This window comes from Rhodococcus sp. SMB37 (assembly GCF_004345605.1).
Lineage (GTDB): Bacteria > Actinomycetota > Actinomycetes > Mycobacteriales > Mycobacteriaceae > Rhodococcus.
Genome location: NZ_SLVY01000023.1, coordinates 53,336 through 78,748, shown reverse-complemented (window position 1 = coordinate 78,748; position 25,413 = coordinate 53,336). Strand labels below are relative to the sequence as shown.

The following is a 25,413-nucleotide window of genomic DNA, read 5'->3' as shown; positions in this document are numbered from 1 at the left end:
CTGTCCCCATGCCCGCTCCACCGGCCCGGACAGCACCTCGAATAAAGCGAAAACCCCAGTTCACAGGGTCGCTAATCAACAACTACGGCGCCCTGCCCCCGTACCCACCCCGGACACAGGCCACCACCAACCTTCTCGAGGACCGGACCACTCTTCACGGCAGCTGAGCCGCGAGCAGAGCCCGAACGGGCAGTGCGTCCAGCACGGCGGAGCCCCGATGCGAGGCACCTGCCGCGCCGGCTCGAGTCGCACGCCCCGAGTCCGTTTTGATGAAAAGCAGGGATTCACAAGTTTCACGATTCGTGAGTGTCAAATGCCGATAAGCTAGATTATGTCAACCTGCGGCGATGGGCTCGTTCATCGGATGCATCATCGCCTCACCCGAACGGGCTGCGCGCAGCGGCACGCCGGCGGTTCCTGGGACCGTCTCCGGTGGACGCACCGCCGGGGCCTCCTGAAGGTCCGTGCGCACAACCTTCCCGTTCCCGCGAGCACCGCACCGCTGCGCCGCATGTGGTGCAGCCGACGCCGGCGTGCGGATTCAGACGCCGGATGGGCACTCGGCGACCTGTCGGCACCGGCACTTCGGCTCACAGCGGGATCACGTCTCATTGCGTCCAAGATGGCGGACGTCATGGGTCGCATCCCCCGCGACTCGTGACTGTCGATGATGGATAACCTCGATTATCCATGTCGGAGGGTCACGAGTCGTAGAACATGCGAATTCATGAACTCCACCATTTTGGGGCACGACGATCCGTCTGGATTGACCACTCATGTAGACGCTGAGCAGCGGATTTGTTGGCCGGGTTGTTCTGCGGGACTCTCGTTTGCCTGATGCTGCGCCCTCTCGTAGGGGCATGCTCGCGGGGACGGCGACCCGCGTCTGCACTCTCCTGGCCTGGAGGTCTTGACCAAGATTCGCAGTTTATGCGAATATCTCGCGGATGATGCGAGGAGGTTTTCGTGGGGCGTTCGGATCGCCGTGGGCCTGGCACTGCTTCGCTGCACCTTGCCGGTGGCGTGGCACTGTTACGGCCTGAAGAGCAGGTTTTTCAGGCCATGCTCGACGGATGGCGAAACCAGCAGCTCAGTCGCAATCTCGGTTTCGGTACTGTCAATTCGCGCGAAGCGATCGTTCGCCGATTTCATGCTTTTGCCGGTGCCGAGCCTTGGGAGTGGTCCGCTGCCCATGTCGACGACTTCTTCACGGAACTCCGGGCAATCCGCGGCTTGACCCAGAGCACGCTCCTGGGCTATCAACTGGCGCTCCGGACGTTCCTGGCCTACCTCGTCGATCCGGCCTACGGATGGCCGGAGGAATGCCAGGACCGATTCGGAACCCACCCGACCCAGGTCTGCCACGAATGGAATACAGCTCGCCACACCCAGGACGCGATTGCTCAGCCGAAGAAGCGTGCCCTGACATGGAATGAAGTGCAGGACCTTTTCGATCATGCGGACAACCGTGTCGAACGCATACTGTCCGAGGGAAGGAAAGGATCCGTCGCGGCCTTGAGAGATGCGGTGTTACTCAAGGTTTCCTATGCATGGGGGCTCCGCAGAAACGAAGTTCGCATGCTCGATACGATCGACTTCGGGTTCAATCCTAAAGCTCCCTCTTTTGGCCAGTACGGGGTGTTATACGTGCGCTACGGGAAGGCAATGAAAGGCTCCCCACCGAAGCGTCGAAGTGTGCTCACCACCCCGGAGATGGATTGGGCGGTCGAGAGCCTTGTCCAATGGATCGAAGATGTCAAGCCCCAGATATCCGGTGAGGACAACCCCGCGCTCTGGTGCACAGAACGCAGCAACCGCATCGCCCTGGGCTCGGTGTCCAACAAATTCAACCAGTTCCGGAATGAACTCGGCCTCGCATCGGGCGTCGACTTCCATTCCCTCCGCAGGTCCTACGTGAGCCATCTCATTGAATATGGCTATGAGGCGCGATTTGTCCAGGAGCAAGTTGGGCACGAACATGCGAGTACGACATCGATATACACGGATGTATCATCCGACTACCGCAAACGTGTCGTTCAGAACGCCTTGGAACGAATTGCAGGAAGAGCAGTCCGGCAGGGTCGGAACGAGGAGGCAGAACCGTGAAGAGACGAGTTGAATACTCATGGCGCCTCCGGGAAATTATGGCAGCGAGGGGTCTGAACAATATTTCGGATATTATGCCGCTGTTGATCGAGCGCGGAATCGACCTCTCCCCGTCTCAGCTGTATCGAATGCTCGGCCAGCGACCGGATCGAATCTCCCTCGCTCTGCTGGGCGCGATATGCGATGCGCTCGAATGCTCGGTTGAGGATCTTTGTCAGTTCCGAATCGAGGCGGCCTCGAGCCGTAAGCGGGTGGCAGCCGGCGACAGTGGCGTCGTGGACCTGAACAGCACCATCAGGCCGAAGCGGGCACGGATTCGTCCAGCGGAGTAAAGATGTCGGCGACAATATGCGCCCGGTGCGATCGTCAGGTTCGACACTACCGGCGGTGGCCGGAGGGCGTGGTGTGTAGCCGGTGCTACCACCGTGCAGTAGGCAGAAGTGGAATATGCCCGGGATGCCGGCATGATCGCCTTCTTCCGGGATTGGACCTGACTTGCACAGTTTTAGTACCCCGGTCAACGTGTCGGTAGTTCCAGCGAGGTGAGGATGGCTGCGGCTTCGACGGTGAGCGGGTCGGCGGCGGTGTGGGGGTGGCCGGCGATGGTCAGGCTGATTTCTTGTAGCGGGCGCAGGGTTTTCACGATGCGCCCGATCGAGACCCCGGTCTCGGCCTGCAGGTAGCGGGCGACCGCGAGCGCGGTGAACACGACCGTGAGGTGGGCTTCGATCGCGTCGCGGGTGTGGTGGAACATCGGCCGCGCCCGTAGGTCGGTTTTCGACATGCGGAACGACTGCTCGACATGCCAAAGGTCGTGATACTTGCCGATCACCTCGCCCGGGTCCATCAGTGTGGCGGGGATGTTGGTGACGTAGCCCTTCAACCCGACCAATGATCGGGCCCGATCGAGAGATGCGGTGTCGAGGGTGCGGCCGCCCGCGGTGGTCTTGACGAACCGCGTCGACTTCGGAGCTGTGCCGCCGTCGACGACCTCCCTGGCCCGGGCCTCCTGGGCGTTGAGTGTCTGATTGTCGCGGACCGCCCGTCGTTTCGAGTACTGCCAGACCGCCCGCCAGGACTTCGGATGTCCGGCCGCGCCCCAGACCGGTTCGGTGCGCTTGTTGACGTTGTTGACGGTGCTCTTCGCGTGCCGGGGAGTGACCGTATCGATTATCTGTCCGTCAGCGAAACTATTTCCGTTCCAATGGAAATGGTTTGCGAGATCGGCGGGGGCTTTGGTGACGCGGGACCCGACGATGAACTTGAGTCCGGCCTCGTCGAGGTCCTTGAGATTGCCGGCGGAGAGCATGCCTGCGTCGGCGGCGACAACCATCTCGACGCCCTCGATGTCGTGGCGGGCCTGGAACTGCCGGACGATCGGGACGATGGTATGGGTTTCTGCCTTGTTCCCTTCGAAGCAGCCGATCTCGAGGGGGAACCCGGTACGGTCGACGAGCAGGCCTACCACGATCTGCGGATCCACCCTGCGTTCCTTCGAATATCCGACCTTGCGCAGGTCGTCTTCCTTCTCTGCCTCGAAGTACAGCGTGGTGACGTCGTAGAGCACCAAGCTCAATCCGCCGGTCGCGGCGGCATGCTCGAAACATTTCTTCGCGACCCGGTCTCGGTAATCGCTTGTGGCGCAACGCTTCAATGCGTTGGCGTAGGTGTTGCGGTGGGCCGGGGTCAGTCCGATCTCGGCGACGACCCGGCTGGTGTCGCTCATCGATGTCGGCTCGACGAGCCGACCGAGGACCAGCTGGAAGAACGCGTCGTCGTCGACAGCATCGAGACCCAGGCGTCGCCATCCGGTCTCGATCGCCTCGATCAGCCAGCGGGACCGTTTCGTCGCGATCACCGATCCGCGTTCCCCACCACCGCCGAGGTCGAGGTCGAGTTCCTGCTGGCCGGCCTGCAGCTTTTCCCGGGCCGCCTGCAACAGTGCCGCCAACTCGCCCTCGGTGTGGGCGGAACCGAGGTGCTCAAGGATCTTGTGGCGGCCCCCGTCCTTCGCGGCGATCTGCACCGCCGTCGCCCCCCGACGCGGTCCGAACCTTGCGGATATAGGCAGCCACAACCGGCGATCCTACCGACCGATTAGTGCCCCATATCCCCGACCCGCGAATCCACTACCAGCACAAACGCCAGCCGAAGCCGGAAATGCCCATCGACCTGTGCAAGTCAGGTGTGAGGGAGCTGGTGATCATCGCTCGGACGAGCTGGACACCGATGTTGGACCGGTGCGCGTTGTCGATATCGAGGGCGAGTTCGGTGGCGTACTGGAACCGGCGCCACCATTCCTCACGCCGCGCCTGCTGCTCTCGTTGCTCGGTGGCGCGAGTGTTGGCACGCCACACCAGCAAGGCACTGGTTCCGGCCGCGATCAGCGTCAAGACGCTGAGGACGATCTGGACGGCCGGCACCGCGCCAGTATTGCATCGACGACGCCCGTCGTTGCAGGCAGAGTCGCCGCGGATGCCCACCTTACGGGTGGGCCTACCGGCGGGTGGTTCGGGTGCGGCGCCTGGCCGACGCGGCTTCCGGACCGGCCCGAGACTGCGGTTCGCGGGTGCGAGTTCTCGGAGGTGCGTGTCGCAGCGGATGGATCGTCCCAGCGGTGATGACGTCACTCGAGAGCGTCGCAGTGTCCGGGATGACCCTCGATGACCTCACCGCGGCGGTGAACACGACCGGCTCGCGCATCGCGGTGCTGGCGAGCTGTGGCACAGGGTGGTCGGTGGACCTGATGGTGCCGTTGTCCCGGAGTTGTCGCTGGCGCGAGACTTGCGACGAGCGAATCAGGCCGTCTCTGACGTCGGCCTACCGGCACGGGCATGTCGTGCGACCCGGGCGCGATTCCCGCACACCGGTGAACACCATTCCCGGCGGGGATGGGACTTGACGAAGAAGAGGATGCATCCAGGCGCTGGGCATGCCCGCACCTGGCCGATCCGATCGGGCATCAGCAGACGGCACGCGTCGGACGCGACCTCGCCGAGCGCGATCAGCCACGGATCGTCGACCTGCCACCGCCGCGTCACCACCACGGGCTTCCCGGGCGAGATTTCCAGGCGAGATGCGCTGTAGCGACTGAACTCATTGATGGCCGCGAGGGAGTCGCCGCTGGGCACCGAGTCCTCGGCCACGGAATGCAGACAGCTGCGCAGCGCCTCGCGCAGCGAGAGGAACTGTTCATGGGTGCGGGGGGTGCAGGCCTGTTCCGCGAGAACAGCGGGTAGTTCGCCGCTGAACTGGCCGGCGTGTTCGGTCACCCAGGCAGTGAGCTGGTCCGTGGTGGTCAGTGCATCGACACGATGCCCGCGGAGTCCTCCGTCGATGTAGGTGGTGTTCACCAATTCCAGGGCGAGTGGTTCTCCGCTCAGTGGCGCAGTCGGGGAGGAAGGGGGCTGTCGCGTCATGGAACTAATGGTATCTCCGTTTGACTTGCGTTAGGTCTCGTGCTGCGATACCTAACTAACGGCAAAACAACGCACATCCATTAGCTTAGGGGGATTCATGGACGGGTCTGTACTGCGCAGCAGCTGGGGCACACGCATCACCGCAGTGGCGTTCATATCGTTGACAGGCGCCTTCGGACTGAATTTGGCGATCGGCCAATTCATCCCACCCTTGATGGGGCACTTCGGTTGGTCACTCGCAGCCACGAGTGGCACAGTCGCAGCGAGCACCCTCATGTGGGGGCTGGCCCAGCCGGTCATGGGAAGGCTCATCGACCGGTCTGGCCCACGAACGGTGATGACCGCCAGCGCCGCGCTGATGGGACTGGCTTACCTTCTTCTCGCGGCCATCACCGAATTCTGGCAGTTCGTCCTGCTCTTCGGGATCATCGTCGCGATCGGATTCGCCGGATGCAGCTCGATGCCCGCATCGGTCCTCGTGACGCGATGGCACGTACGCCGGCGCCCCCAGGCGCTGGCGATCAGTTCGATGGGAATCAACGCTGGCCAACTACTACTTCTTCCGCTCGCGGGAGTTCTGATCTCCGCGTTCGGATGGAAAACTGCCTTCGCGCTCCTCGGCTGTGTGATGCTCGCGATCGTTGTTCCGGCCATCTGGTTCGGCGCCCGGAACAACCCCGGCGATGTGGGATTGGAAACGGAGAAGGCTCCCGCTCCGACGCTCGCTGCAACCAGCCTTCACCAGGCACTGAAAGATCCTCAGTTCTGGCTGATCGGCCTCAGCTTCGCGGGATGCGGCTATTCGCTCTACATGTTCACCACCCACATGCCCAAACTCGCGGTGGAGCTGGGGCTCGGGACCTCTGCCGGCGGATGGCTGATGGCGCTCGTCGCAGTGTGCAGCGCGGCCTCGATGTGGGCTACCGGTCAATGGGCCGCCAAACGATGGGGCAAGCGCCGCCCCCTGCTGGCATTGCATCTCGTACGCATCGTGAGCTTCCTCGTGCTGGCTTTCGCCGGCACCGGAGAGCTCCTCACAGTTGCCGTCGTTCTTTTCGGTCTGTCCTCGTTCCCCGTGATCCCGCTGACCACGGGATTGATCGCGGATCGTTTCGGTGGGACCGCCATGGGCGGGATTCTCGGCTCGACCTGGCTGATCCACCAACTGTTCGCTGCGCTCGGTGTGCTGAACGGTGGCGTGCTCCATGATGCCACTGGCAGTTACAGCACCTCTTTCCTCAGCGGTGCTGCGGTACTGCTCGTGTCGACCGTCCTGACCTGGTTCATTCGAGAGCAGCGAGTAGCAGCACGTCAGCCGGCGATGCAGCCGAGCTGAGTTCCCATTGTCGATCCGGCCCGCGCCGACTGTGCCTTTGGTCGCCACAGTGGGTGCGGGCTCCGAGTTTCGACTGTCGCCGACCGCATGGGTGAATGCTGCAATCCTGTCGATGGGCGATCGATTACGCGAAATGTTGTCACACGCGACGTTTCATCGCTTCCATGGAGCGGCAGGGGTGGTCACAAGCCCGACATCGATGGTGCCCGGTGTGCCGCCCGGGGAGGTTCAGGAAACGTTCCCTGCGCCAGCTGTGCGGTCGGCTCTCGTGGAACGGGCCACGCGTACTCGATTGCCGCAGATGTCACTGCACCAGTGTTGGCGGGGGTTGTAGCGGGTGAAATACAGCACGCAGCGCGGTGCCTCGCATCTGCGTAGCAGAGTGGCAGGGAATCCGGTCACCGCGATCAGGGCGGTCACCGCGATCTCTGCAGCCAGGTCGTCGAAGGGATCACCCGACGTGTCTCCCCAACTGGCTTGCAGATAATCCTTGCCACTGACAATGTCGGGACGGATACGGACCCGGTCGAGTACACCTTGAAGGTGCGCTGAAGCAGGGGCGAGCTCACCGTCAATGGTGTCGCGGTAGACCGATTCGATCGTATAGCGCAGTTGCCGGAGCCACCCGAGCTGCTCATCAGTCGGAATGAACGGGACGCGGGGAAAGCGGATCTCCTCGGAGAGGGTGCGCATCCAGACTTGAGTAGCATCCCGGGAGTCGAGCACGTCCACAATTCGACGACCGTCGTAGAAACGAGTACTGAGAAAGTTCGTGGCGGGCTTCTCGAGAGGCCTGACCAGGACGCCGTTCTTAACGTACTGCGTCCGCATGCTCGGTCCTCCTTCGGCGGGATGCCGCGTGTCGGTCCAATCTACCTTTGGAAAACACGGTCAATGGATTAGCCATCATCGATGATCTTCAGCTCGCTGCAGAATCTCACCACTACCGTTCCCTACCCTCCCCCCATCTGCTGGGGCCGCCAGAACGACCGTGGCGACGGCCCCGGGATGGGTGTTCATCCCGCACACAGCGGGACCGCCGCCGTGCGGTCGACATTGGAGCGTCGGCAACTGCATCAACGACGCCTCGAAATCCCTCCTACTTCTGGTAGGCCGCTTGGGAGAGACGAGATCGTTGGATCTTGCCGTTGATCGAACGTGGGAGTTGTTCGATCACGGTCAGCGACACTACATCCACCTCGCCGGGCAATCGCTCGTTGACCCATCGCAACACCTCGGCGTCGTCGAATGCCTCGGACCCGTGGTCCGCCACTACGAACGCTACGGGCACCAGGCCACGATCGGTCGTTTCGGCCGGCACTACCGCTGCCGACCGAACCGCCGGATGCCGCTCGAACAGGACTTCCAGCTCTGCGGGAGCGACGAGGTGCCCGTTGCTGCGGAAAACGTCGTCGCCGCGTCCGAGTAATCGCAGGGTTCCATCCGTCAGGGCGCCGGTGGCGTAGTCACCTGTCCATTGCATACCGGCCGGTGTCAGTACAGGCGGTGTGAGCGTGCCATCTTCCCGGAGATAACCGAGGAACGAACCGCCCGCGAGGGCACCGAAGTTCAGGCGCGGAGCAGGTTCCCCCTCGGCCATGGCCAACTCGATTCGGTAGCCAGGCAACACACTCCACCGACCTGGCCGCGCAGCAAGCTCACCGAGCATTGCCGTCGCCTCGGTTTGACCAAACCCTTCTCGTAGCCGTACGCCCCATGCACGGTGAGCATCCTGCCGAAGGCGCTCCGGCACGATCTCGCCGACCGAGGTCAGATCATCCAGGCGGATCGACCCGCTAGCTCGACTCAAGGTTTCCCGCAGGAAGACCACAGGCGCACACACGGATGAGACATCGTGCTCGGCAACGAAGTCCTCGAACTCCGCCGGTCCGAGCCACTCCGGCCGCACGACCACTGTGGCTCCCGCAGTCAGCGGAACAAGGAACGAGCTCCAGAAGAACTTCGCCCAGCCGGGGCTACTGATGTTCAAGTGCCGCTGCCCGACGTCGAGACGATTCCAGTAAAGGCTTGCCAGATGTGCTACCGAGTGCGAGCGGTTGCTATGCAGCGCGAGCTTCGGTGCCCCCGTAGTACCGGAAGTGAAGCAACCGAATGCAGGTGCATCCGCGGACAGGTCCAGATCAGGCAGCTGACGTGACGTCTCGTGCCACCGCACCAGGGTGTCGGCACCTAGCGCACCGGTCAGACCCCCACCCCGATCGGAGATCACCCGGCTCGGCCGTGCCACTGCATGCCGTTCGGCCAGAGCATCAGGATGCAAGCCGTGATGAACGGGGATCACGACCCCGCCGATCCGCAAGATGCCCAGCAGCACGGCATACAAATCGACCGAGGCGGTCATGTCGATCATGATTCGATCACCCGGGGACACACCGTCGCGCAGCAGGACCGCGGACACCTCCTGTGAGGTCGATTTCAACAATCGATAGGACACTTCCCGCCATGTCCCGGACAATGACGGTCCCGCGGCAGCGATGTCACTACAGGAGGCGGCGTAGAAGTCGAACCAGTCGCGTGCCCAGTTGAAGTTCACCACCTCCGGGAAGCAGAAGTCTGTGAGTCGCTCCGGGTGGTCGTAGTTCGCCATGAGCGTCCTGCGAGCCGCTGCGAACGACTGCACGGATCTATCGTCAACTTTGCCGCGGGCGCTCACGGGCGGACCACCTTAGCGACGGTTGCGAGCGCTGAACGGGCGACACGCTCTGCGTCGACCGTGAATCCACTGCGCACCCCAGGGCGCCCGTTGCCGATCTGTGTGAACCAGCGTTGCCGCTCTGTCGGGATCCCGAGCAGGAACAGTCCCCTCACGGGCGTGCCATCGGCTCCGATTGCACCCGCGGTGTCGGGATCGGTCTCACAAGCACCGGTCTCGGTCGATACCTCGGCACCGACATGACGGAAACGCCGGACAAGACCGTCGGCAAGCAATTGCGGGAAAAGCGGGGAACTGCATCGACCGGCTTCGTATCGGGGGATCCGCGCGTCGATGACACGTTCGATCGTGACCGAGCCGGGTACCGCCGGAGACTGCACCGCGAGTTCATGTCCGTCCTCGACGATCCGGGCCTGCGGACCGGCCATAGAGACGACTCGCGCGCGCATCAGCGCCAGCAACTCCTCGATGCGCCGCGGAGGTGGCCCAGCTACAAGCAAGGAATACTGGGGGACGAACTCACCCAGGAATCCGTGCTCGTGACTATCAGGCGTCAGTCCGCCGTTGTCGACGACCGCGCGGATGGAAGGTCTCAGATCTCGGAGCGTATCCAGGGCCGCTTTCAGCGGGTTCGTGACGTTTCCTTCGCGTGCGTGATCGAGGTCGGCTTGGAGGTGAGCGGCGAGTGCGTCCATCCACTGTCCTCGGGAGGAAAACTGCATTCCCTCGAAGGGGCGTGCCAGCGACTTCATCGAAGGAAATCGCTCACGCACACCGAATTCAGCGGCGATCCGATACAACGACTCCGCGGGATCCGACTCATCAATCCCGCCGAGCCGATCGATGAACTCACCTGCACGCGCTGGTTGAGAACCCAGCGCAATCGTCGTCAGACAGAAGGTGACTGCCGCTTCGGCCCGGATCCATGGTCCGACTTCGCGGGTGAAGTCGACTTGTCTGCCGCAGGCGCGTAGGGCTCTCATTCTCTCGACCGTGCAGAGTCGGGGAGTGAACCGGAAGTCGCCAGGCTTCTGGTTGCGGCCCCGACTGGGGATCGGGAGTCCCGATCGCGAGACGCCGGTGATGACGGGCTCCTCCCCGCTGGGTGCATACTCAAGTGCCCCATCTGATCCGGTCCGGAAGAGTCCACCCCGCCCCTGGGTGAGTAGGGCCACGACGTCATGAAACGCAAGCCCCATTCCCATGGTCGCGATTGCCTGGCCTGGCTTGATTTCGTCGAGAGGCAGGTCCGCTGCTGAGTCGCCGCTCAAGATCCGAGTGGATCCGGGTTTCCGGGTGCTGATGAAGTCTGCCGCCTTTGGCTGGGGATGGCCGGTGGCGAGTACGACTGCATCGTAGACGCGGACGTGGCCGGAACGAGTGCGCAAAGTGAACGCGTTCTCGCCATGTCGCCGCACCGCCACGACCGTGTCGTGATGTTCGGTGATCTCGACGAAGTCCGGTGCATTCTCGACGAAAGAGTCGAAGGCGAACCGTAGGTACCGCCCATAGTCGGCGCGTGGGGCATAACCGCTGTACACACCGTCGTCAGGGACGAGCCATTGCTGCAACGACGGACCTGCCCCGGCGCGGGCCGGCCCGTCATCCATCGGCCCGGCGAAGATCGATACTTCACCGGCGTGGGTGTTCATCAGCAGGTGTTTGCTCTGCTCGGGGTGCCAGATCCGGCCGGCTCCGACCAAGCGAGAGTCGTAGACGTCGATCCTGACCGACTCATCAGCATGCATAATCAGCTGCTCAACCACCGATATTCCACGCGGACCGGCACCGACGACGGCGATGCGTCCCCGCTGTCCGCTGACGTCGTCGGGGACGGTGGCCACTGCCGTCTGGGTCGTGCTCAACGCTGTGCCTCGAGGATCGTGGCCGGCAACTCCGGGGCCTTCTCCGGCTTAGGGTCCGTTGGCTTGGTGCGGATTGCAAGAATGGTAGCGCCCTCGACAGTGGCCATCCGATGGAAGGTGCCGGGCTCCTCGACGATCAAATCGCCGGTCACGAAACGCTGCCCATTGCTATGTTCGAGGGTTCCGTGAAGAACCAGCATGAGCTCGTACCCCAGGTGCTCGTGGTAGTCCCCGTGTGCGCCCGCCGGATACCGCACAAGCATCCCCACGGAATCCTCCGTCTCGGAGGGTACCCACAACGGGTAACGCTGTACCCCGGATCGACCTGGCTCGCTCCATGTCGTCCAGTCCAGTTCTGTCAGGTCGAATCCTGACCGGAACACGTTGCTGATGACCTCGATATTGGGCATGGATTTCCCCCTGATTGCGAATGAATGGCGCCGAGTTATCGGCACGTCAGGAAACTAGGCAGCTCCGTTCAACTGCGCCATCGGAAATCCCTCGATAACTCGGCTGCGGCGCCGCTGACCTCCAATAGACGACTAATGGGACACCCGTTAGTCTCTTGCGGGGAAGGGGGATCATGGCCAAAAATTCCGCACCGGCTCACCTCTCGCTGTGTTCCGAGCAACCGCTGGCGGTGAACCTGATCAACACCCGAACGAACTTCCGGGGAAACGTGATCGACCAACTTTCTGATATCCGTAGTACCCAGATGTGGCTGGAGGCCGCGGGAACTCAACTTGGCAGAGCCGACTGTGTATGGGGAGTCGACGCGCGGCGACTCCTCCTGCTGCGCAATACCAGACACGCAATTGCTCACCTGGCCGACGTGTACACCGCCGGAACCGCAGCGACAGAGGAGACCGTCCACTGCTTGGGATACCTGAACCAGCAGCGCACTCCAGCGCGATTCCATCTCGCTGCCGGAAAGATCACCGTCAGTGCGAACTCATCGCTGTTCGAATCCTTTCGCCAGGCCGTCATCGACTCTGCAGCCGTAGCACTCAGCGCGCCTCCTCGACTAGGTCTCCGCCGCTGTGCAAACACCGAGTGCCTGCACTACTTCGTTCCATATGTCGAACGGCGACTCTGGTGCACCGATGCCTGCGGGAACCGCGTTCGAGTCGCCCGACACTGGCCGGTCCGCCACGCGCAGCCTCGCCGAACACGGGCCACCTGACGTGCCTGTGGCGCGATCTGAGACGTGTCCATGATCCATGACCGTAGGCTCACCACCATGTGGTTTGAGGAGACGCAACTGCGGTAGAGGGACTGTCCGAACAACGGTGCATAGTGTCCCACTCCGGACCGAATCGGGTGGCGCTCCGGGTGTCCTGAAAGACGATCGTCAAGCAGCACGCTCTCGTGGTAAACGAGGGACACTTGACGCTGGATGAGAATCGGTGGAGTCGAGATCCAAGGAAGTCGAGGCCCGATCGGCGTATCCATCAGTTCCTCCGGTGGCGTGGCCGACATGCGGGATGAGTACACGCTCGACGTGTGTTAGCTTGAATGTGAGCAAGGAACCGGCCCTCCGGGCGTAAGCCTCGACAGTCGGTCTGGCCCTTGGTGTAGATACGGCAGCCGGGGGCTGCTCTGTTTCTGGGGTGGCTACTCCACCGGCTGCACGAAGTGCACTCGTTTCTCCACAATGTCGAACAGTGTGCTCGTCTCGTCACGGTGTGTGAGAGTCCGACGGTAGGCCGAGGACACCAGATCCGGAAGCTGAGAATTCCCACCGGAATGTCAGTAGCGATTCCCATTTCGATGTCAGTGCCCGCTTCGTCGTGTTCGAATAGCAATGTCCAGGTAACCAGCAAGGCCCGGAAGGTCCGCTGGTGGTCAATGCGAACGCGCGGGCACTCCGCCAGGCCGCAGCAGAACGGCTTGCCGCACTCGATGAGCGCGGTGAGCTCACGAGCGATCATGTCCGGTTGAGCGCACCAACGCGGAGCGGACGGTATGGCGGTGGTTGGCCGCCCGTCGAGCCGGGGCCGCGCCGGTACCGCGGCGCCGGTTCCAGCTCGACGACGACCTGCGGGTACGCCTGGCCTACTGGCGCGGCAATCCGAGCAGATACTCCGGGTGATTCCGGCGTTCCACCCGGTGTGGGAGCACACCGATCCGGACATCCTCTCCTTCCCCGACGCGCACGCCGGACACGGCAACTTCCGGTCCTGGGCCAAACTCACCGCGCACACCGTCCGTGCGCTGCAGCGCCTCGACCGCGACCAGGTCGACCGTGAGGTGCTCGGCTCGGTGTTCGCGAAAATGGCCGGCCGCAGCGGGTGACGCAACGACCTCACCGCCCGGCGCTGCCGCCGGGCACCGAACTCTCGGCCGACGACGACACCCTCACCTCGGTCACGGTGCTCCTCGACCCGGATGATGACGCACACCTGACCCACACCCTGTTGGAAATCCACGACCCTGCGTCCGCGGTGGTGACCCTGCACCCGACCCACGGGATCTCGTCCGCGGCCACACTCGCCCACGACCTGCTGCTCACGCTCGGGCACTCGCTCGACCGCGCCGGAGCAGAAGGAGCGACTGGCCCGGACTCGGCGTGGCGGGCAGTGACCGCATGGGTCCGCGGCGACGGCATCCGGCACCTGATCGTGTTGCGCGCCCATCACCTGTCGCCCGAGCAGCACGCCCGTCTGCTTCGGCTACGTCACGACACCGGCGTGCACCTGGTGCTCGTCTGGCATTCCCGCGACCCGCTCATCTCCCACCTCGAGATGCCGGCCGGGGTGCGCCTCCACATCACCGATGACCTGGCTTCCCTCATCGGTCGCCTGGCTCCCCCACACCGCGACACCCCGACGCCGGCGGACACTGCTGAGCTGCCCGCAGTGCCCGGCAGCGACGCCGCCGTCTTCCTCACCGACGCGGCCGCCGCACTCCCGCACGCCGACTACACCCGCGTCGCCGCGGTCTACCACCAGGCCGCCGAAATGACCGATCGCCGGTTGACCCGTTGCGGCACGGCTCCCGACCTACCGCAGCGGATGCTCGCCTACCTGCCCGCACCGCGCACCCACCTGCGCACGCTCTACGGCACGATCCCCCTCCGTCGAATCCGCCGCTGGCACACCGCCGTCGGCCTCTACCGGTTCCTCGGTGACCTCGTCGCCGACAGTCCCGGCCGCAACCACACCCTCGCCCGGCTCCGCGGCGCCCAGGCCGCATTCGAGCAGCATGGTCTGCCGCTGACGCTGCCACCGAACCTGGCGCACATGGTCGGTCCGGGATTGAGCACCATCGCGATCACCGACCGAGTCGTCACCGCGATCCGGGCACACGCCGCCAACCCCGCACATGCCGCCGCGCTGGCCACTCTGCTGTTCACCGGCGCCACCTTCGAAGAACTCCGATCCCTCCCCCTGACTCGCGCTGACCGGGGACACCTTGATCACCGTCGGCGCATCCGCTGCTGCACGCCCCACCGACCTGCGCCTCTGGGTGATCCCCCAGCCGGCACGACCGTTGCTGCACGCCGCCGCCATCTTCCAACGAACGCGCACCAACCCCACCGGCACACTGTTCATCGAGGCAGTCGGGAGGACCGGCAGGCTGCGGCGCACCGCAGCCACGTGCGGGTTGACGATCCCGGCCCTGCACCGGTGGCGCGATGGCTGGCTCTACCGGACCGGCATCCTCAACCTCGCCCTGGACGCTCCCTGACTCCCGGTGTCGGCGCCCCGCTTTCGTCCAGTCACTCGGCAGAAACTGGGCGCACTTGGGAAGCTACGAAGACCAACCCCTCCACTAGGCCACTCGACCGCTGCCACTCGAAGTCGACCTGCTGTCCCGGATCGAGTGCGCGGAAGCCCGGGACCTCGACCTCGCTGAAGTGCACCCAGCAGCCGCCCGGAGTCTCCGCGCACTCGAGAACACCCCATCCGTCCTCGCGATGCCACAAACGCACAACACCTCGTGAAGTCATCTGCCGAGCATGCCTCTACTCCCTGATTCGCCGCATGAAGTCATGCAATACCGATCAGACTCCCGGTGGGAGAGGGAGCCGGTCACCGGAAGCATTGCTCCCTCGGACCAGGAACCAGACACCGCTCGCTCGCAAGGCCCAGGTCGGCGCGCATTCCGGATCAGGCTCGGACGGGACTTCACTGACATCAAGTGGGAAAACCCACTGACACCCTTCGGGAAAAGCCCTGTTCGCCGCACTGACATCCCAGTGGGAAGTCTCATGTAGGTTCCCGCCGGAGGTGTCAGTAGTGCGGCGCACGGGCCTGCGGCTTTCCAATTTCGTGTCAGTCAGGGATTCTCACGATCTTGTCGGAATCCTCAGGCATCCCGGACGATGTTTCGGTCCTGTGCCCAAGCCGCGAGAACCGAATCGAAGAGTCTGCTGCCTCGAAGCCTGAGTTCTGACTCAATGCGGACGATCGAGAGTGAGCTGTCGTTCGTGGAAATCGAAATGTCTGACGGGATATCGGTACAGCTCACCAATGGTCATGTAATCGGTGAAGAACGGGTCCCAGCGCACCGGGAAGAACATTCCCCGTCCCAACGCCTGCTCCGATTCGCGTTGCAGTCGGCGGCTCAGCGCACCGATGACCCGGTCGGCTTTCGTGCCCATCCGGTTCCGGTCAAACACCAGGGCTGCAGCGCATGAACCGTAGTAATTCACCACGTCAAAAGGCCGCGTACCGGCATCGAGGACCTGGGCGAATCGACGCTCCACTCCGGCGGGCAGCCGGCTGACCATCCGCACCAAGGGCAGCAGCGCCGCCACCACCATGTACCCGAAGACCATGTGGAACAACAGTTGCTCGTTGGTCCACCGCGTCCCCGCCGATCGACTCCGCAACGAGGTGTCGGAAGCGTCGGCGAGGAGCCGGTGCAGATGCACACGGGTGCGTTCGAGCTCGCCGGCGATAGCGGCCCTGTCCACCCGCTCGGAATGGCCCATGATCCACCACCTGTCCAGGGAGCCGACGGCACTCGATGGCCGTCGATACCAGACTTCCCCCTCCCGGGCGGCCTCCACAACTGCCGGCCGAATTCAGTCTCATGTCGCGAATCGATATAGCGCCCCCGTCGACCCTCGGATGCCACGTCGGACGTACCTGCCGCAGTGGCGCGGCGCGGATCGCCGTGTCGTGACCGCCGGACGGCTGGCGTAACAGCAGCAGCGCGGGATGACGTGCGCCGCTCAGAGATCGAACAGCGAGAATTGGTCCTTCTGTGCTCGAGTCTCGGAGTCGGCGAGGTATCGGTCGGCCATGGCCCGGGCGACGGTTTCGTCGCAGCCGAGCTCGGCGGCGACTTCACTCCAGTCGTGTCCGTTGTGCTGGAGTTGCCACGCCAGCTGGTGCAACTGTTCGTCCATGTCCATCAGCGCCGCTCCCGCGGTCGTGTCGGCCGGAACCCGTTCGACGACGCGGGTTCTCATTGAGACAGATGGTAAACGCGGATGCGGGCATGCGGCGGCAGACATGCCGCCCACCGTCTCGAATCGGCGACGGATCGCACGAGAGATAGGTAAACCCGCCCCCGAGGGGACGGGCGGTGTGCCGTCCATGGTGTCACCGTTTCCGTGAACATCTATGGACGCAGCGCCGGTCAGGGACGGATAGGCAGTGCGCGGCGGGACCGGGCGGCGGCGACCACACGATCGGCGACCCGGCCGGCGTCGCGGCCGACCCCGCGCAACGACGCCGACGACAGGCTGCGCTGCCATTCGAGACCGACATACCCCAGCCCCAGATGAGTGGTGGAGAGACCCTGCCGGTGCCGGGGCCGGCCCGTCTCGTCGAGAGCGCCGAGACCGGTCAGATAGGGCAGGTGCGGGCGATAACCGGTACCCAACAGCACGGTGTCGGCGGTGGTGGCGGCGCCGTCGGGCCAGAACACCCGGCGGTCGTCGAGGCCGGTGAACAGCGGCCGCGGCTGCGGGTTGCCGCTGGCCAGGGCACGCCGGTAGCGGCCGGTATCGAGGACCTGCTGGGTCGGCGACGCAGGCAGCCACGGCCCCAAGGGGGCGCGGTCGACTCCGGTGACCGTGAGCCAGAAGTGCACATCACGGCCGAAGATCCGCTGCGGCAGGAACTTCGGCGGTCGGCGGCTGGCCAGAGTCACAGTAGCGACCTCGGCGAGTTCGGTGGCGATCTGCACCGCCGAGTTACCGGCACCGACCACCACCACGTTCTGGCCCGTGAGTGCAGCGGGGTCGCGGTAGTCGCCGGTGTGCAGCACCGTGCCGCCGAACGTGTCCAGCCCCGGCAGCGGTGGGATATTCGGGGACCCGAGATAGCCGGTGGCCGCGATCAGAATCGGCGCGGTGACACTGCCGCCGACAGCGGTGTGGGCGGTGTAGACGCCCCGCTCGCAGGTGACGGTCTCGACGCGGGAGCCGGTCACAATGTCGACGTCGAGTCCGGCGGCGTAGCGGCGCAGATAGTCGATCACCTCGTCGCGCCGCGGATAGCGGTCCGGATCGCCGGGAAACGCCAGGCCGGGCAGGGCGCTGTATTTCGCCGGGGAGAACAGGGTCAGGCTGTCGTAGTAGTGCGGCCAGGCCCCGACCGGCTCGTCGCCGGCTTCGAGCAGTCCGGTGCGCAGGCCTCGAGCAGACAGGGCGTGGGCGGCGGCGAGGCCGGACTGGCCGCCGCCGACGACGAGAGCGTCATAGTCGGTCATGGTGTTCCTTCGAGGGTGTCGGTGGGGGTCAGCCGCGGCACGGACGCGACCGCGAGGAGCGCGGCGATCACGGCAACGACTGCGAGGACGAGGTAAGCGGTGGCGTAGCTGCCGGTCGCGCCGGCCAGGGCGGTTCCCGCCCACGGCGCCAACGCCATGACCAGGACGATCGGGGCGGACATCAGCCCCCCGAGCCGCCCGTAGTGGGTCGAGCCCCACCGGTCGGTGATGGCGGTGGCCTGGATCAAGGTGAACAATCCGCGCACCAGTCCCGCGCCGATCGCCGCGCCGATCAACGCCGCGGCCGTGGTCACCGCCCCGAGCAGCGCGGTGGTTGCCGCAGTCCCGGCCAGGATCACCACGATGCGGCTGCGGACGCTGGTACGGGCGACCAGGGTCAGATAGCCGAGGCGGCCGAGGACCTGTCCGGCGCCGCCGAGCCCGAGCGTCACCGCCGCCACCGACGGGGAGAAGCCCTGTTCGAGCAGCAACGGCACCAGATTGAAGACCCCGGCGAAGGCGGTGAACGCACCGAGAGCCAACGCGCCCACCAGCGCGAGGAACGCGGGGCTGCGGGCGATCTCCCGGTGCCCTAGGTCCGCGCCGTTCGCCGGCGGGGTCGCGGCGGGCCAGGATCCGCATAGTCCCCACCAATGCCCGGGGATGGTGATCGCGGCGAGGATCACCGCCAGAACCAGGTAGGTGGTGCGCCAGTCCGACTGCTGATCCACGACCGAGGTCAACGGGGCGAAGATGGTGCTGGCCAACCCCGCGGCGAGGGTCAGGATCATCAGGGCGTGGACGGAGCGGTCGCCGTACCAGCGGGTCAGCGCCGCGAACGCCGGCGGGTAGAGCACCGCGCCCATCGCGGTGCCGGCCAGCAGCCACCCGGCGTAGAACACCGGCAGCGTGGGGGCGAGCGCGATCAGGACCAGCGCGGGGACGGCGAGGACCGAGCCGGCGGTCATGATCGTGCGCGGTCCGACCCGGTCGAGGATGCGCCCGACCGGGATACCCGCGAGCGCGGTGGCGAGCTGACCGAGCGAGAACGCCGCGGTGATCGCCGTGGGCGACCAGCCGGTCTCGGTAGAGATCGAGACCGACAGGACCGGGAACGCGTAGTACAGGATGCCCCAGCTGGTGATCTCGGTCAGGCACAGCACCGCCAGCACCCGCCGCAGCCCGGCCCCGGTGAGGGCACCGGGCTGCGGGCGGATCGAGGTGTCGGTCACCGGCGTTATCCGCCGGCGCGGGCGGAGAGGGTGACCAACGCCGGCTCCGCGGGGCCGCAGCACCCACCCGCGTCGGCGGTGTCGGCGGCGGGGTCGTCGAACACTCCGGCGCCGCCGCACACTCCGGTCTCGGGCAGGGTCAGCTCGACGCGGGCGGCGGCATCATGATCACCGGCGAGGGCGGCGGCGATGCTGCGGACCTGCTCGTAGCCGGTCATCGCCAGGAACGTCGGGGCCCGACCGTAGCTCTTCATCCCGACCACATAGAAGCCGGGTTCGGGGTGGGTGAGCTCGGCGACGCCGTGCGGGTAGACGGTCCCGCACGAGTGCACGTTCGGGTCGATCAGCGGGGCGAGCGCGGTCGGGGCCTGCAGCACCGGGTCGAGGTCGAGACGGATTTCCGAGAGCCACGACAGGTCCGGCCGGAAGCCGGTGGAGGCGATGATCTCGTCCACCGCCTCGAGGCGGGCTCCGGTATCGGAGACCACCGCGACCTGACCGTCGGTGGCGGGTTCGACGGCGGCGGTGCGGAACCCGGTGACCACGGTGAGCAGCCCGTCGTCGACGGCCTTTTTCGCGCGCAGTCCCAGGGCGCCGCGGGCAGGCAGTTGGTCGTCCTGGCCGCCGCCGAACGCGGCGCCGACCTCGCCGCGGCGCACCGCCCAGGTCAGGCGGGTGCCGGAGGCGGTGCGGGCGAGCTCGGCCAGCGCCACGATTGCGTTGAGTGCCGAGTGGCCGCTGCCGGCGATGACGGTGTGGCGGCCGGCGTAGCGGGTGCGCACCGCATCGTCGCCCAGGTCGGGGACGCGGTAGGTGATGGTCTCGGCTGCGGCGCGTTCACCGAGGGCGGGCAGGCCTTCGCCGCCGAGGGGGTTGGGAGTGCTCCAGGTGCCGGAGGCATCGATGACGGCGCGGGCGAGCAGGCGGGTGTCGGTGCCGTCGCGGTGGCGGATGTGCACCGACAGTGGTTCGGTGTCGCGGCCGGCGTCGACGATGCGGTCGCGGCCGCGGCGGGCGATGCCGACGACCTCGTGATCGAGGCGGACCGCGTCGCCGAGGGCGGTGGCCAGCGGGCTCAGGTACTGCCCGGTCCAGTCCTGGCCGGTGGGGTAGGCGTCGTCGTCGGGGGCCTTCCAGCCGGTGGTGTCGAGGAGGCGGCGGGCGGCGGGGTCGATCAGTTCGGCCCAGCGGGAGAAGGTGCGGACGCTGTGCCATTGCGTGATGGCGGCTCCGACGACGTCGCCGCGTTCGAGTACCAGCGGTTCGAGGCCGCGTTCGCGCAGGTGGGCGGCGGCGGCCAGGCCGATCGGTCCGGCTCCGACGACGACGATGGGCAACTCGCTCATGACAGATCCTTTCATCGATGGGTATCGATCTAAGCTGCTGTCAGAGTATCGATGGTCGTCGATGTATGCAACCATCGATGCTGATCGATACAGTGGGGGTATGACAGCACTCGGCTTACCGATCACCGCTCCTGGCGCGGAGGTGGACTTCGACGCCCTGAGCCCGCAGGATGCGGCCACCTACGCCGGATGGTTCGCCTGCCTGGCCGAACCCACGCGGGTGCGGCTGCTGCACCACGTCGCCGCCCATCCGTCCGGCATCACCGTCGGCGAGCTCGCCGACAGGCTCGGGATCGGCCAGCCCACCATCTCCCATCACGTCCGCAAACTCGCCGACGTCGGCTTCGTCATCACCGGCAAACAGGGCACCAGCACCGTGGTGCGGGTCAACCCGAGCTGCTGCAGCGACCTGCCCAGTGCTGCCGACGCGGTCATGGGGGTGCTCACCGCCCGCCCGTGCTGCCCCGAGGATGTCCCGGCCGATGTGGCCGTGCGCCCACTTGCGGGCGGTGACTGGGAGGCGGTGCGCCGCATCTACGCCGACGGCATCGCCACCGGCGCCGCGACGTTCACCACCGAAGTCCCCAGCCGCGACCACCTCGAGAGCCAGTGGTTGCCCGAGCATCGCTGGGTCGCCGAGATCGACGGACAGGTCGTCGGCTGGGCAGCCTCGAGCTCGGTATCGAACCGCGAGTGCTATCGGGGGGTGGCCGAAAATTCGGTGTATGTCGGCGACGGCATGCGCGGGCGCGGCGTCGGCAAGGCCCTGCTGCGCACCCAGGTCATCGCCGCCGATCAGGGCGGATTGTGGACGCTGCAGACCTCGATTTTCCCGGAGAACCGGGCCAGCCTGGCGCTGCACCATTCGGCGGGTTTCCGCACCGTGGGTGTGCGCGAGCGCATCGGCCGGCTCGACGGCATCTGGCGCGACACCGTGCTGCTCGAACGCCGCTCCGAGACCGTTCCCGCCACCGAGAACCAGTGAGAGCGACGCGGGTGGAGATGGACATCGAACTGCTGTACTTCGACGGCTGCCCGAACTGGGAGGAGGCTCGAGACCGCCTCGCCGAGGCCCTGGCAGCGACCGGCAACGCCGGTACCCCGATCCGGCTGCGCCGTATCGAGACCCCGGAGGCCGCCGAACGCGTCGCCTTCCCCGGATCCCCGACCATCCGCATCGACGGGACCGATCCGTTCGGCCTCACCGAGGGCGTCGGGTTGACCTGCCGCGTCTACCGCACCGCCGACGGGCTCGACGGTGCTCCGAGCACCGCCGATCTGATCACCGTGCTGCGGCACGCCGAACACCGGTAGACCTGGCATCGGCTTGACCTTCGAGTCGACTCGAAGGTTTACCGTCGAGGAGTGAGCACGATGCTGATCTCCCAGTTCGCCGAACACACCGGTGTCCCGGCCACCACTTTGCCCTTGGGCTTGCTATACCCCGTACCCGTTTGTCACGGGCAGCCCACTCGGCGCGTCCGATCCCGCACACCCGCCACGCGATCGCTTACTGAACGGAAAAGGAATTGAGTCCACTCTGGGCGCAGTCTCGGGGCCGCAGTTGCTGCCGATCGCTGCCTGACACATCGGAATCGGAGAGGACCACGCTGGACAGCGTGGTCACCACTGGATTCCTCTGCAGTTCCGCAGGATCCGGACCAGTGCTCCTCCGGGGTCAGTTCAGCGGATAGAGCATCTGGGCGGTCGCGGCGTAGGCGGTGTCGAAGTCGACGGCGAGCACTGCCTCGACCGGCCCGACCACCGCGTGCTGCTCCCAGGCCTGGCCGGTGCGGCTGCGCCACGCGGTGCCGGCGGTGTCGATACCCCACACTGAGCCGTCCTGCGCGGCGGACAGCAACGCCAGCGGTGGGGCGTCGGGCACCACGGTGAAGGTGAGTCCGGCGTCGGTGCTGTGCTGGAGTCCGGCGGTGGTGGTCGCCCACACCCCGGCGTCGGTGACGGCGAGCGCGGCCGCAGCCACCGGAGCGCCCGCGGTCCAGCTGCTGCCACCGTCGGTGGAGATCAGCAATCCGGTCACGCCATCGAAGCCGACCAACAGCGCACCGTCCGTAGCAAGAGCGTGAAAATCCACCTCGCTGCTCAAGGATGTCGGCGTCCAGGTGCGGCCGCCATCGGTGCTGTCGATCAGCCCCAACGGATTCGGCGCCGAACTCGACGGTCCCGGATGCCCGGACGCGAAGAGACGGTCAGTTCCCGGAGCGCCGGTCAGTCCCATGAAGTCGTCGTCGGATACGCCGACGCGGGTGGTGCGCCCGCTGTCGGCGATCTCGACGAGACCGGTGTGGGTACCGGCCAGCACCACACCGCCGGAATCGAGGTGCAGACCGTGCAGATGATCCAGGGCCGGTTCCAACGCTGTGCCAGGCACCTCCGATGCGACCCCCGACTCGGTGGTCGTGGTGGATTGTTCACCGGTCGCACAAGCGGCGAGCACAGCCACCGCAGCAACAGGCACCAGGACACGCGCCCACCGGCGCGGGGGAAAACTCGACATGAGAAGCAGAAACTCGTTTCGGATCGATCGGGTGCCGGCTCAGGTGTGAGCCAGGCGGGTGGGGTCGAGGTCGAGGCGCCGCAACAGCTGGGCGTTGAGCGCCACGACGATGGTCGAGACGGACATGAGGATCGCGGCGACCGCCGGGGAGATCGCGACGCCGGCGAATGCGAGCACACCCGCGGCGAGTGGCACGGCGATGATGTTGTAGCCGGTGGCCCACACCAGGTTCTGCCACATCTTGCGGTAGCTGGCGTGCGAGAGCGCGATGATCGACAGCACCGCCCGCGGATCGTTCGCCGCCAGCACGACCCCGGCGGATTCGATGGCGACGTCGGTGCCGGCGCCGATCGCGACACCGACATCAGCCCGGGCCAGAGCCGGGGCGTCGTTGACACCGTCGCCGACCATCGCGACCGTGTGCCCACGATTCTGCAGCTCGGTGACCTTGGCGTCCTTGTGTTCGGGTAGTACCTCGGCGAAGACCTCGTCGATCCCGAGGTCGGCGGCTACCGCGTCGGCGACCTGCCGCGCATCGCCGGTGATCATCGCGACCTTCACCCCGCGGGCGTGCAGGGCGTCGATGGCCTGACGGGATTCCTCGCGCACGGCGTCCTCGAGCGCCACGGCCCCGAGGACGCGGTCGCCTTCGGCGATGTGCAGCACCGACGCCCCGCGCGCTACCCACTGCTGGGTCACGGCGGTGACGTCGGTGGGCACCGACAACCGCAGATCGGCCAGCATCGCCGGGCCGCCGACAGTGATTTCGGCGCCGTCGACGAGCGCGCGCACCCCGCGGCCGGGCAGCGACCGGAAATCGGTGGCGACGATCCGCTTACTGGCCGGCACCCGATCGTCGGCGGCGGCGACAATGGCCCGGGCGACGGGGTGCTCGCTGTCGGCTTCGGCCGCCGCCGCCAGCGCCAGCAGATGCTCGTCGGTGACTTGGTGGGCGGTGGCGATGCCGGTGACCTGGTGCCGGCCCTGGGTCAGGGTGCCGGTCTTGTCGAACAGGACCACGTCGACGGTGCGCATGCGTTCGAGCGCGAGCCGGTCTTTGACCAGCACCCCGGATCTGGCGGCGCGTTCGGTGGAGATCGCGATCACCAGCGGGATCGCCAACCCGAGTGCGTGGGGGCAGGCGATGACGAGCACAGTGACGGTGCGGACCACCGCTTCGTCGACGTTGCCGACGAGCAGTGTCCAGATCGTGAAGGTGAGGATGCCGGCGACGGTGGCGAAGTAGAACAGGAACGCTGCGGCTTTGTCCGCCAGCGCCTGGGCACGGGACGAGGAGGCCTGGGCGTCGGCGACCATCCGTTGGATACCGGCCAGGGCCGTGTTCTCGCCGACGGCGGTGATCTGCACCCGCAGGGCGCTGTCGGTCGCGACGGTGCCGGCGACCACGGTGTCGCCTACCTGCCGGGTGACGGCCTTGGATTCGCCGGTGATCATCGATTCGTCGACCTCGGCACGGCCGTCGGTGACGGTGCCGTCGGCGGGCACCCGCGCCCCGGCCCGCACGAGTACCAGATCCCCGAGCGCCAGTTCCGACAAGGGAACGTCGGCGGTGCCGGTATCGGTGATCTTCTCTGCGGTGTCCGGCAGCATCGCCGCGAGCGCGTCGAGGGCGCCCGACGCCGAGCCGAGAGCGCGCATCTCGAGCCAGTGCCCGAGCAGCATGATCACGATCAGCAGCGCGAGTTCCCACCAGAAGTCCAGGTCGAACCCGCCGAGACCCAAGGTGGTGACCCAGGACGCGAGGAACGCAACGGTGATCGCCATGGCGATCAGCAGCATCATCCCGGGCCGGCGAGAGCGTAGTTCGGCCCAGCCGCCGGTGAGGAACGGGGTGCCGCCGTAGACGAAGATCACCGTGCCCAGTACCGGGGGAATCCACATGGCGCCGGGGAAGTCGGGCATGGTGTAGCCGAGCAGGTCGGCGACCATGTGGCTGAAGAACACCACCGGTATCGCCAGCACCAGTGACACCCAGAACCGGCGGCGGAACATCTCCCCGTGTGCCCCGTGCCCGGCATGCCGATCGTGCCCACCATGGCCGCCATGAGCGTCGTGCTCAGGGTGGGTGTCGTGACCGACGTGGGCGAGGTGCTCGCCGTGCCCGGCGTGCGCATCATGCTCGTCGGGTGGCGGGCTCTGGACCTCGGCGCCGTCATTGTGTCCGGCGGGCGACGGGTCCGGGTGGGGGTGTCCGTGCTGCGGGTGCGACATCGAAAGCCTCCTGGGA

General features: G+C 66.0%; 24 protein-coding genes. 7 read left to right on the top strand and 17 right to left on the bottom strand.

What is annotated here, in order from left to right; translation table 11 throughout:
* The first annotated feature begins 1,062 nt into the window (after positions 1 to 1,062).
* Both EV641_RS26775 and EV641_RS26770 read left to right on the top strand, forming a co-directional pair.
* Positions 1,063 to 2,106: a site-specific integrase gene (locus EV641_RS26775; protein WP_132476165.1), complete on the top strand. Its 1,044-nt coding sequence runs from the start codon at positions 1,063 to 1,065 to the stop codon at positions 2,104 to 2,106.
* On the top strand, positions 2,103 to 2,438 hold the full coding sequence (locus EV641_RS26770) for a helix-turn-helix transcriptional regulator (protein WP_132476141.1): 336 nt from the start codon (positions 2,103 to 2,105) through the stop codon (positions 2,436 to 2,438). The genes EV641_RS26775 and EV641_RS26770 overlap by 4 nt, the downstream gene beginning before the upstream one ends.
* Before the next feature lie 185 nt (positions 2,439 to 2,623).
* Here the strand turns inward: EV641_RS26770 and EV641_RS26765 are convergent, their stop codons facing one another.
* From EV641_RS26765 to EV641_RS26755, 3 genes are all read right to left on the bottom strand, one after another.
* Positions 2,624 to 4,132, bottom strand: a complete 1,509-nt coding sequence (locus EV641_RS26765) for an IS1634 family transposase (RefSeq protein ID WP_132476138.1) — start codon at positions 4,130 to 4,132, stop codon at positions 2,624 to 2,626.
* A 103-nt stretch (positions 4,133 to 4,235) separates the two neighbouring features.
* Positions 4,236 to 4,529: a hypothetical protein gene (locus EV641_RS26760; RefSeq protein WP_054715528.1), complete on the bottom strand. Its 294-nt coding sequence runs from the start codon at positions 4,527 to 4,529 to the stop codon at positions 4,236 to 4,238.
* A gap of 375 nt (positions 4,530 to 4,904) precedes the next feature.
* The gene (locus EV641_RS26755) at positions 4,905 to 5,525 is read right to left on the bottom strand and encodes a CGNR zinc finger domain-containing protein (RefSeq protein ID WP_241997492.1); all 621 of its coding nucleotides are present in this window, start codon (positions 5,523 to 5,525) and stop codon (positions 4,905 to 4,907) included.
* 97 nt (positions 5,526 to 5,622) lie between these two features.
* Here EV641_RS26755 and EV641_RS26750 point away from each other — a divergent pair, with 97 nt between their 5' ends.
* Complete coding sequence (locus EV641_RS26750) at positions 5,623 to 6,861, top strand: MFS transporter (RefSeq protein ID WP_132476135.1); 1,239 nt, start codon at positions 5,623 to 5,625, stop codon at positions 6,859 to 6,861.
* Between the two features lie 228 nt (positions 6,862 to 7,089).
* Here the strand turns inward: EV641_RS26750 and EV641_RS26745 are convergent, their stop codons facing one another.
* From EV641_RS26745 to EV641_RS26730, 4 genes are all read right to left on the bottom strand, one after another.
* Positions 7,090 to 7,692, bottom strand: coding sequence for a CGNR zinc finger domain-containing protein (locus EV641_RS26745; RefSeq protein ID WP_054715509.1), 603 nt, complete (start codon positions 7,690 to 7,692; stop codon positions 7,090 to 7,092).
* Between the two features lie 268 nt (positions 7,693 to 7,960).
* Positions 7,961 to 9,502: an acyl-CoA synthetase gene (locus tag EV641_RS26740; protein WP_132476132.1), complete on the bottom strand. Its 1,542-nt coding sequence runs from the start codon at positions 9,500 to 9,502 to the stop codon at positions 7,961 to 7,963.
* 29 nt (positions 9,503 to 9,531) lie between these two features.
* The gene (locus EV641_RS26735) at positions 9,532 to 11,400 is read right to left on the bottom strand and encodes an FAD/NAD(P)-binding protein (RefSeq protein ID WP_132476129.1); all 1,869 of its coding nucleotides are present in this window, start codon (positions 11,398 to 11,400) and stop codon (positions 9,532 to 9,534) included.
* On the bottom strand, positions 11,397 to 11,810 hold the full coding sequence (locus EV641_RS26730) for a cupin domain-containing protein (RefSeq protein ID WP_054715497.1): 414 nt from the start codon (positions 11,808 to 11,810) through the stop codon (positions 11,397 to 11,399). The genes EV641_RS26735 and EV641_RS26730 overlap by 4 nt, the downstream gene beginning before the upstream one ends.
* A gap of 1,555 nt (positions 11,811 to 13,365) precedes the next feature.
* On the opposite strand from EV641_RS26730, the gene EV641_RS26720 reads away from it, so the two are divergent.
* The gene (locus tag EV641_RS26720; protein WP_132476123.1) at positions 13,366 to 13,695 is read left to right on the top strand and encodes a hypothetical protein; all 330 of its coding nucleotides are present in this window, start codon (positions 13,366 to 13,368) and stop codon (positions 13,693 to 13,695) included.
* Between the two features lie 377 nt (positions 13,696 to 14,072).
* On the opposite strand, the gene EV641_RS26715 is transcribed toward EV641_RS26720, so the two are convergent.
* Positions 14,073 to 14,348: a hypothetical protein gene (locus tag EV641_RS26715; protein ID WP_132476120.1), complete on the bottom strand. Its 276-nt coding sequence runs from the start codon at positions 14,346 to 14,348 to the stop codon at positions 14,073 to 14,075.
* 54 nt (positions 14,349 to 14,402) lie between these two features.
* Positions 14,403 to 14,813, bottom strand: coding sequence for a hypothetical protein (locus EV641_RS26710; protein WP_132476118.1), 411 nt, complete (start codon positions 14,811 to 14,813; stop codon positions 14,403 to 14,405).
* Between the two features lies 1 nt (position 14,814).
* On the opposite strand from EV641_RS26710, the gene EV641_RS26705 reads away from it, so the two are divergent.
* A complete protein-coding gene (locus EV641_RS26705; protein WP_132476115.1) occupies positions 14,815 to 15,090 on the top strand; it encodes a hypothetical protein in 276 nt (91 codons plus the stop codon).
* 31 nt (positions 15,091 to 15,121) lie between these two features.
* On the opposite strand, the gene EV641_RS26700 is transcribed toward EV641_RS26705, so the two are convergent.
* The 6 genes from EV641_RS26700 to EV641_RS26675 all read right to left on the bottom strand — a co-directional run bounded on the left by EV641_RS26700 (position 15,122) and on the right by EV641_RS26675 (position 20,647).
* Positions 15,122 to 15,352, bottom strand: coding sequence for a cold shock domain-containing protein (locus EV641_RS26700; protein ID WP_054720254.1), 231 nt, complete (start codon positions 15,350 to 15,352; stop codon positions 15,122 to 15,124).
* A gap of 447 nt (positions 15,353 to 15,799) precedes the next feature.
* On the bottom strand, positions 15,800 to 16,339 hold the full coding sequence (locus EV641_RS26695) for a DinB family protein (protein WP_059384781.1): 540 nt from the start codon (positions 16,337 to 16,339) through the stop codon (positions 15,800 to 15,802).
* A gap of 243 nt (positions 16,340 to 16,582) precedes the next feature.
* Entirely contained in the window at positions 16,583 to 16,822 is a 240-nt protein-coding gene (locus EV641_RS26690) for a hypothetical protein (protein ID WP_226435577.1), read from the bottom strand.
* 170 nt (positions 16,823 to 16,992) lie between these two features.
* Positions 16,993 to 18,069 carry an NAD(P)-binding domain-containing protein gene (locus tag EV641_RS26685; protein WP_132476112.1) on the bottom strand — a complete coding sequence of 359 codons (1,077 nt, stop codon included), beginning with the start codon at positions 18,067 to 18,069 and terminating at the stop codon, positions 16,993 to 16,995.
* The gene (locus EV641_RS26680) at positions 18,066 to 19,301 is read right to left on the bottom strand and encodes an MFS transporter (protein WP_132476109.1); all 1,236 of its coding nucleotides are present in this window, start codon (positions 19,299 to 19,301) and stop codon (positions 18,066 to 18,068) included. The genes EV641_RS26685 and EV641_RS26680 overlap by 4 nt, the downstream gene beginning before the upstream one ends.
* Positions 19,302 to 19,306: 5 nt before the next feature.
* The gene (locus EV641_RS26675; RefSeq protein ID WP_059384774.1) at positions 19,307 to 20,647 is read right to left on the bottom strand and encodes an FAD-dependent oxidoreductase; all 1,341 of its coding nucleotides are present in this window, start codon (positions 20,645 to 20,647) and stop codon (positions 19,307 to 19,309) included.
* A 100-nt stretch (positions 20,648 to 20,747) separates the two neighbouring features.
* Here EV641_RS26675 and EV641_RS26670 point away from each other — a divergent pair, with 100 nt between their 5' ends.
* The gene (locus tag EV641_RS26670) at positions 20,748 to 21,632 is read left to right on the top strand and encodes a metalloregulator ArsR/SmtB family transcription factor (RefSeq protein WP_241997491.1); all 885 of its coding nucleotides are present in this window, start codon (positions 20,748 to 20,750) and stop codon (positions 21,630 to 21,632) included.
* The gene (locus tag EV641_RS26665) at positions 21,629 to 21,961 is read left to right on the top strand and encodes a thioredoxin family protein (RefSeq protein WP_241997490.1); all 333 of its coding nucleotides are present in this window, start codon (positions 21,629 to 21,631) and stop codon (positions 21,959 to 21,961) included. The genes EV641_RS26670 and EV641_RS26665 overlap by 4 nt, the downstream gene beginning before the upstream one ends.
* Before the next feature lie 364 nt (positions 21,962 to 22,325).
* On the opposite strand, the gene EV641_RS26660 is transcribed toward EV641_RS26665, so the two are convergent.
* Both EV641_RS26660 and EV641_RS26655 read right to left on the bottom strand, forming a co-directional pair.
* Positions 22,326 to 23,165: a F510_1955 family glycosylhydrolase gene (locus tag EV641_RS26660; RefSeq protein ID WP_132476104.1), complete on the bottom strand. Its 840-nt coding sequence runs from the start codon at positions 23,163 to 23,165 to the stop codon at positions 22,326 to 22,328.
* A 39-nt stretch (positions 23,166 to 23,204) separates the two neighbouring features.
* Entirely contained in the window at positions 23,205 to 25,178 is a 1,974-nt protein-coding gene (locus tag EV641_RS26655) for a copper-translocating P-type ATPase (protein ID WP_199233401.1), read from the bottom strand.
* Between the last annotated feature and the right edge of the window lie 235 nt (positions 25,179 to 25,413).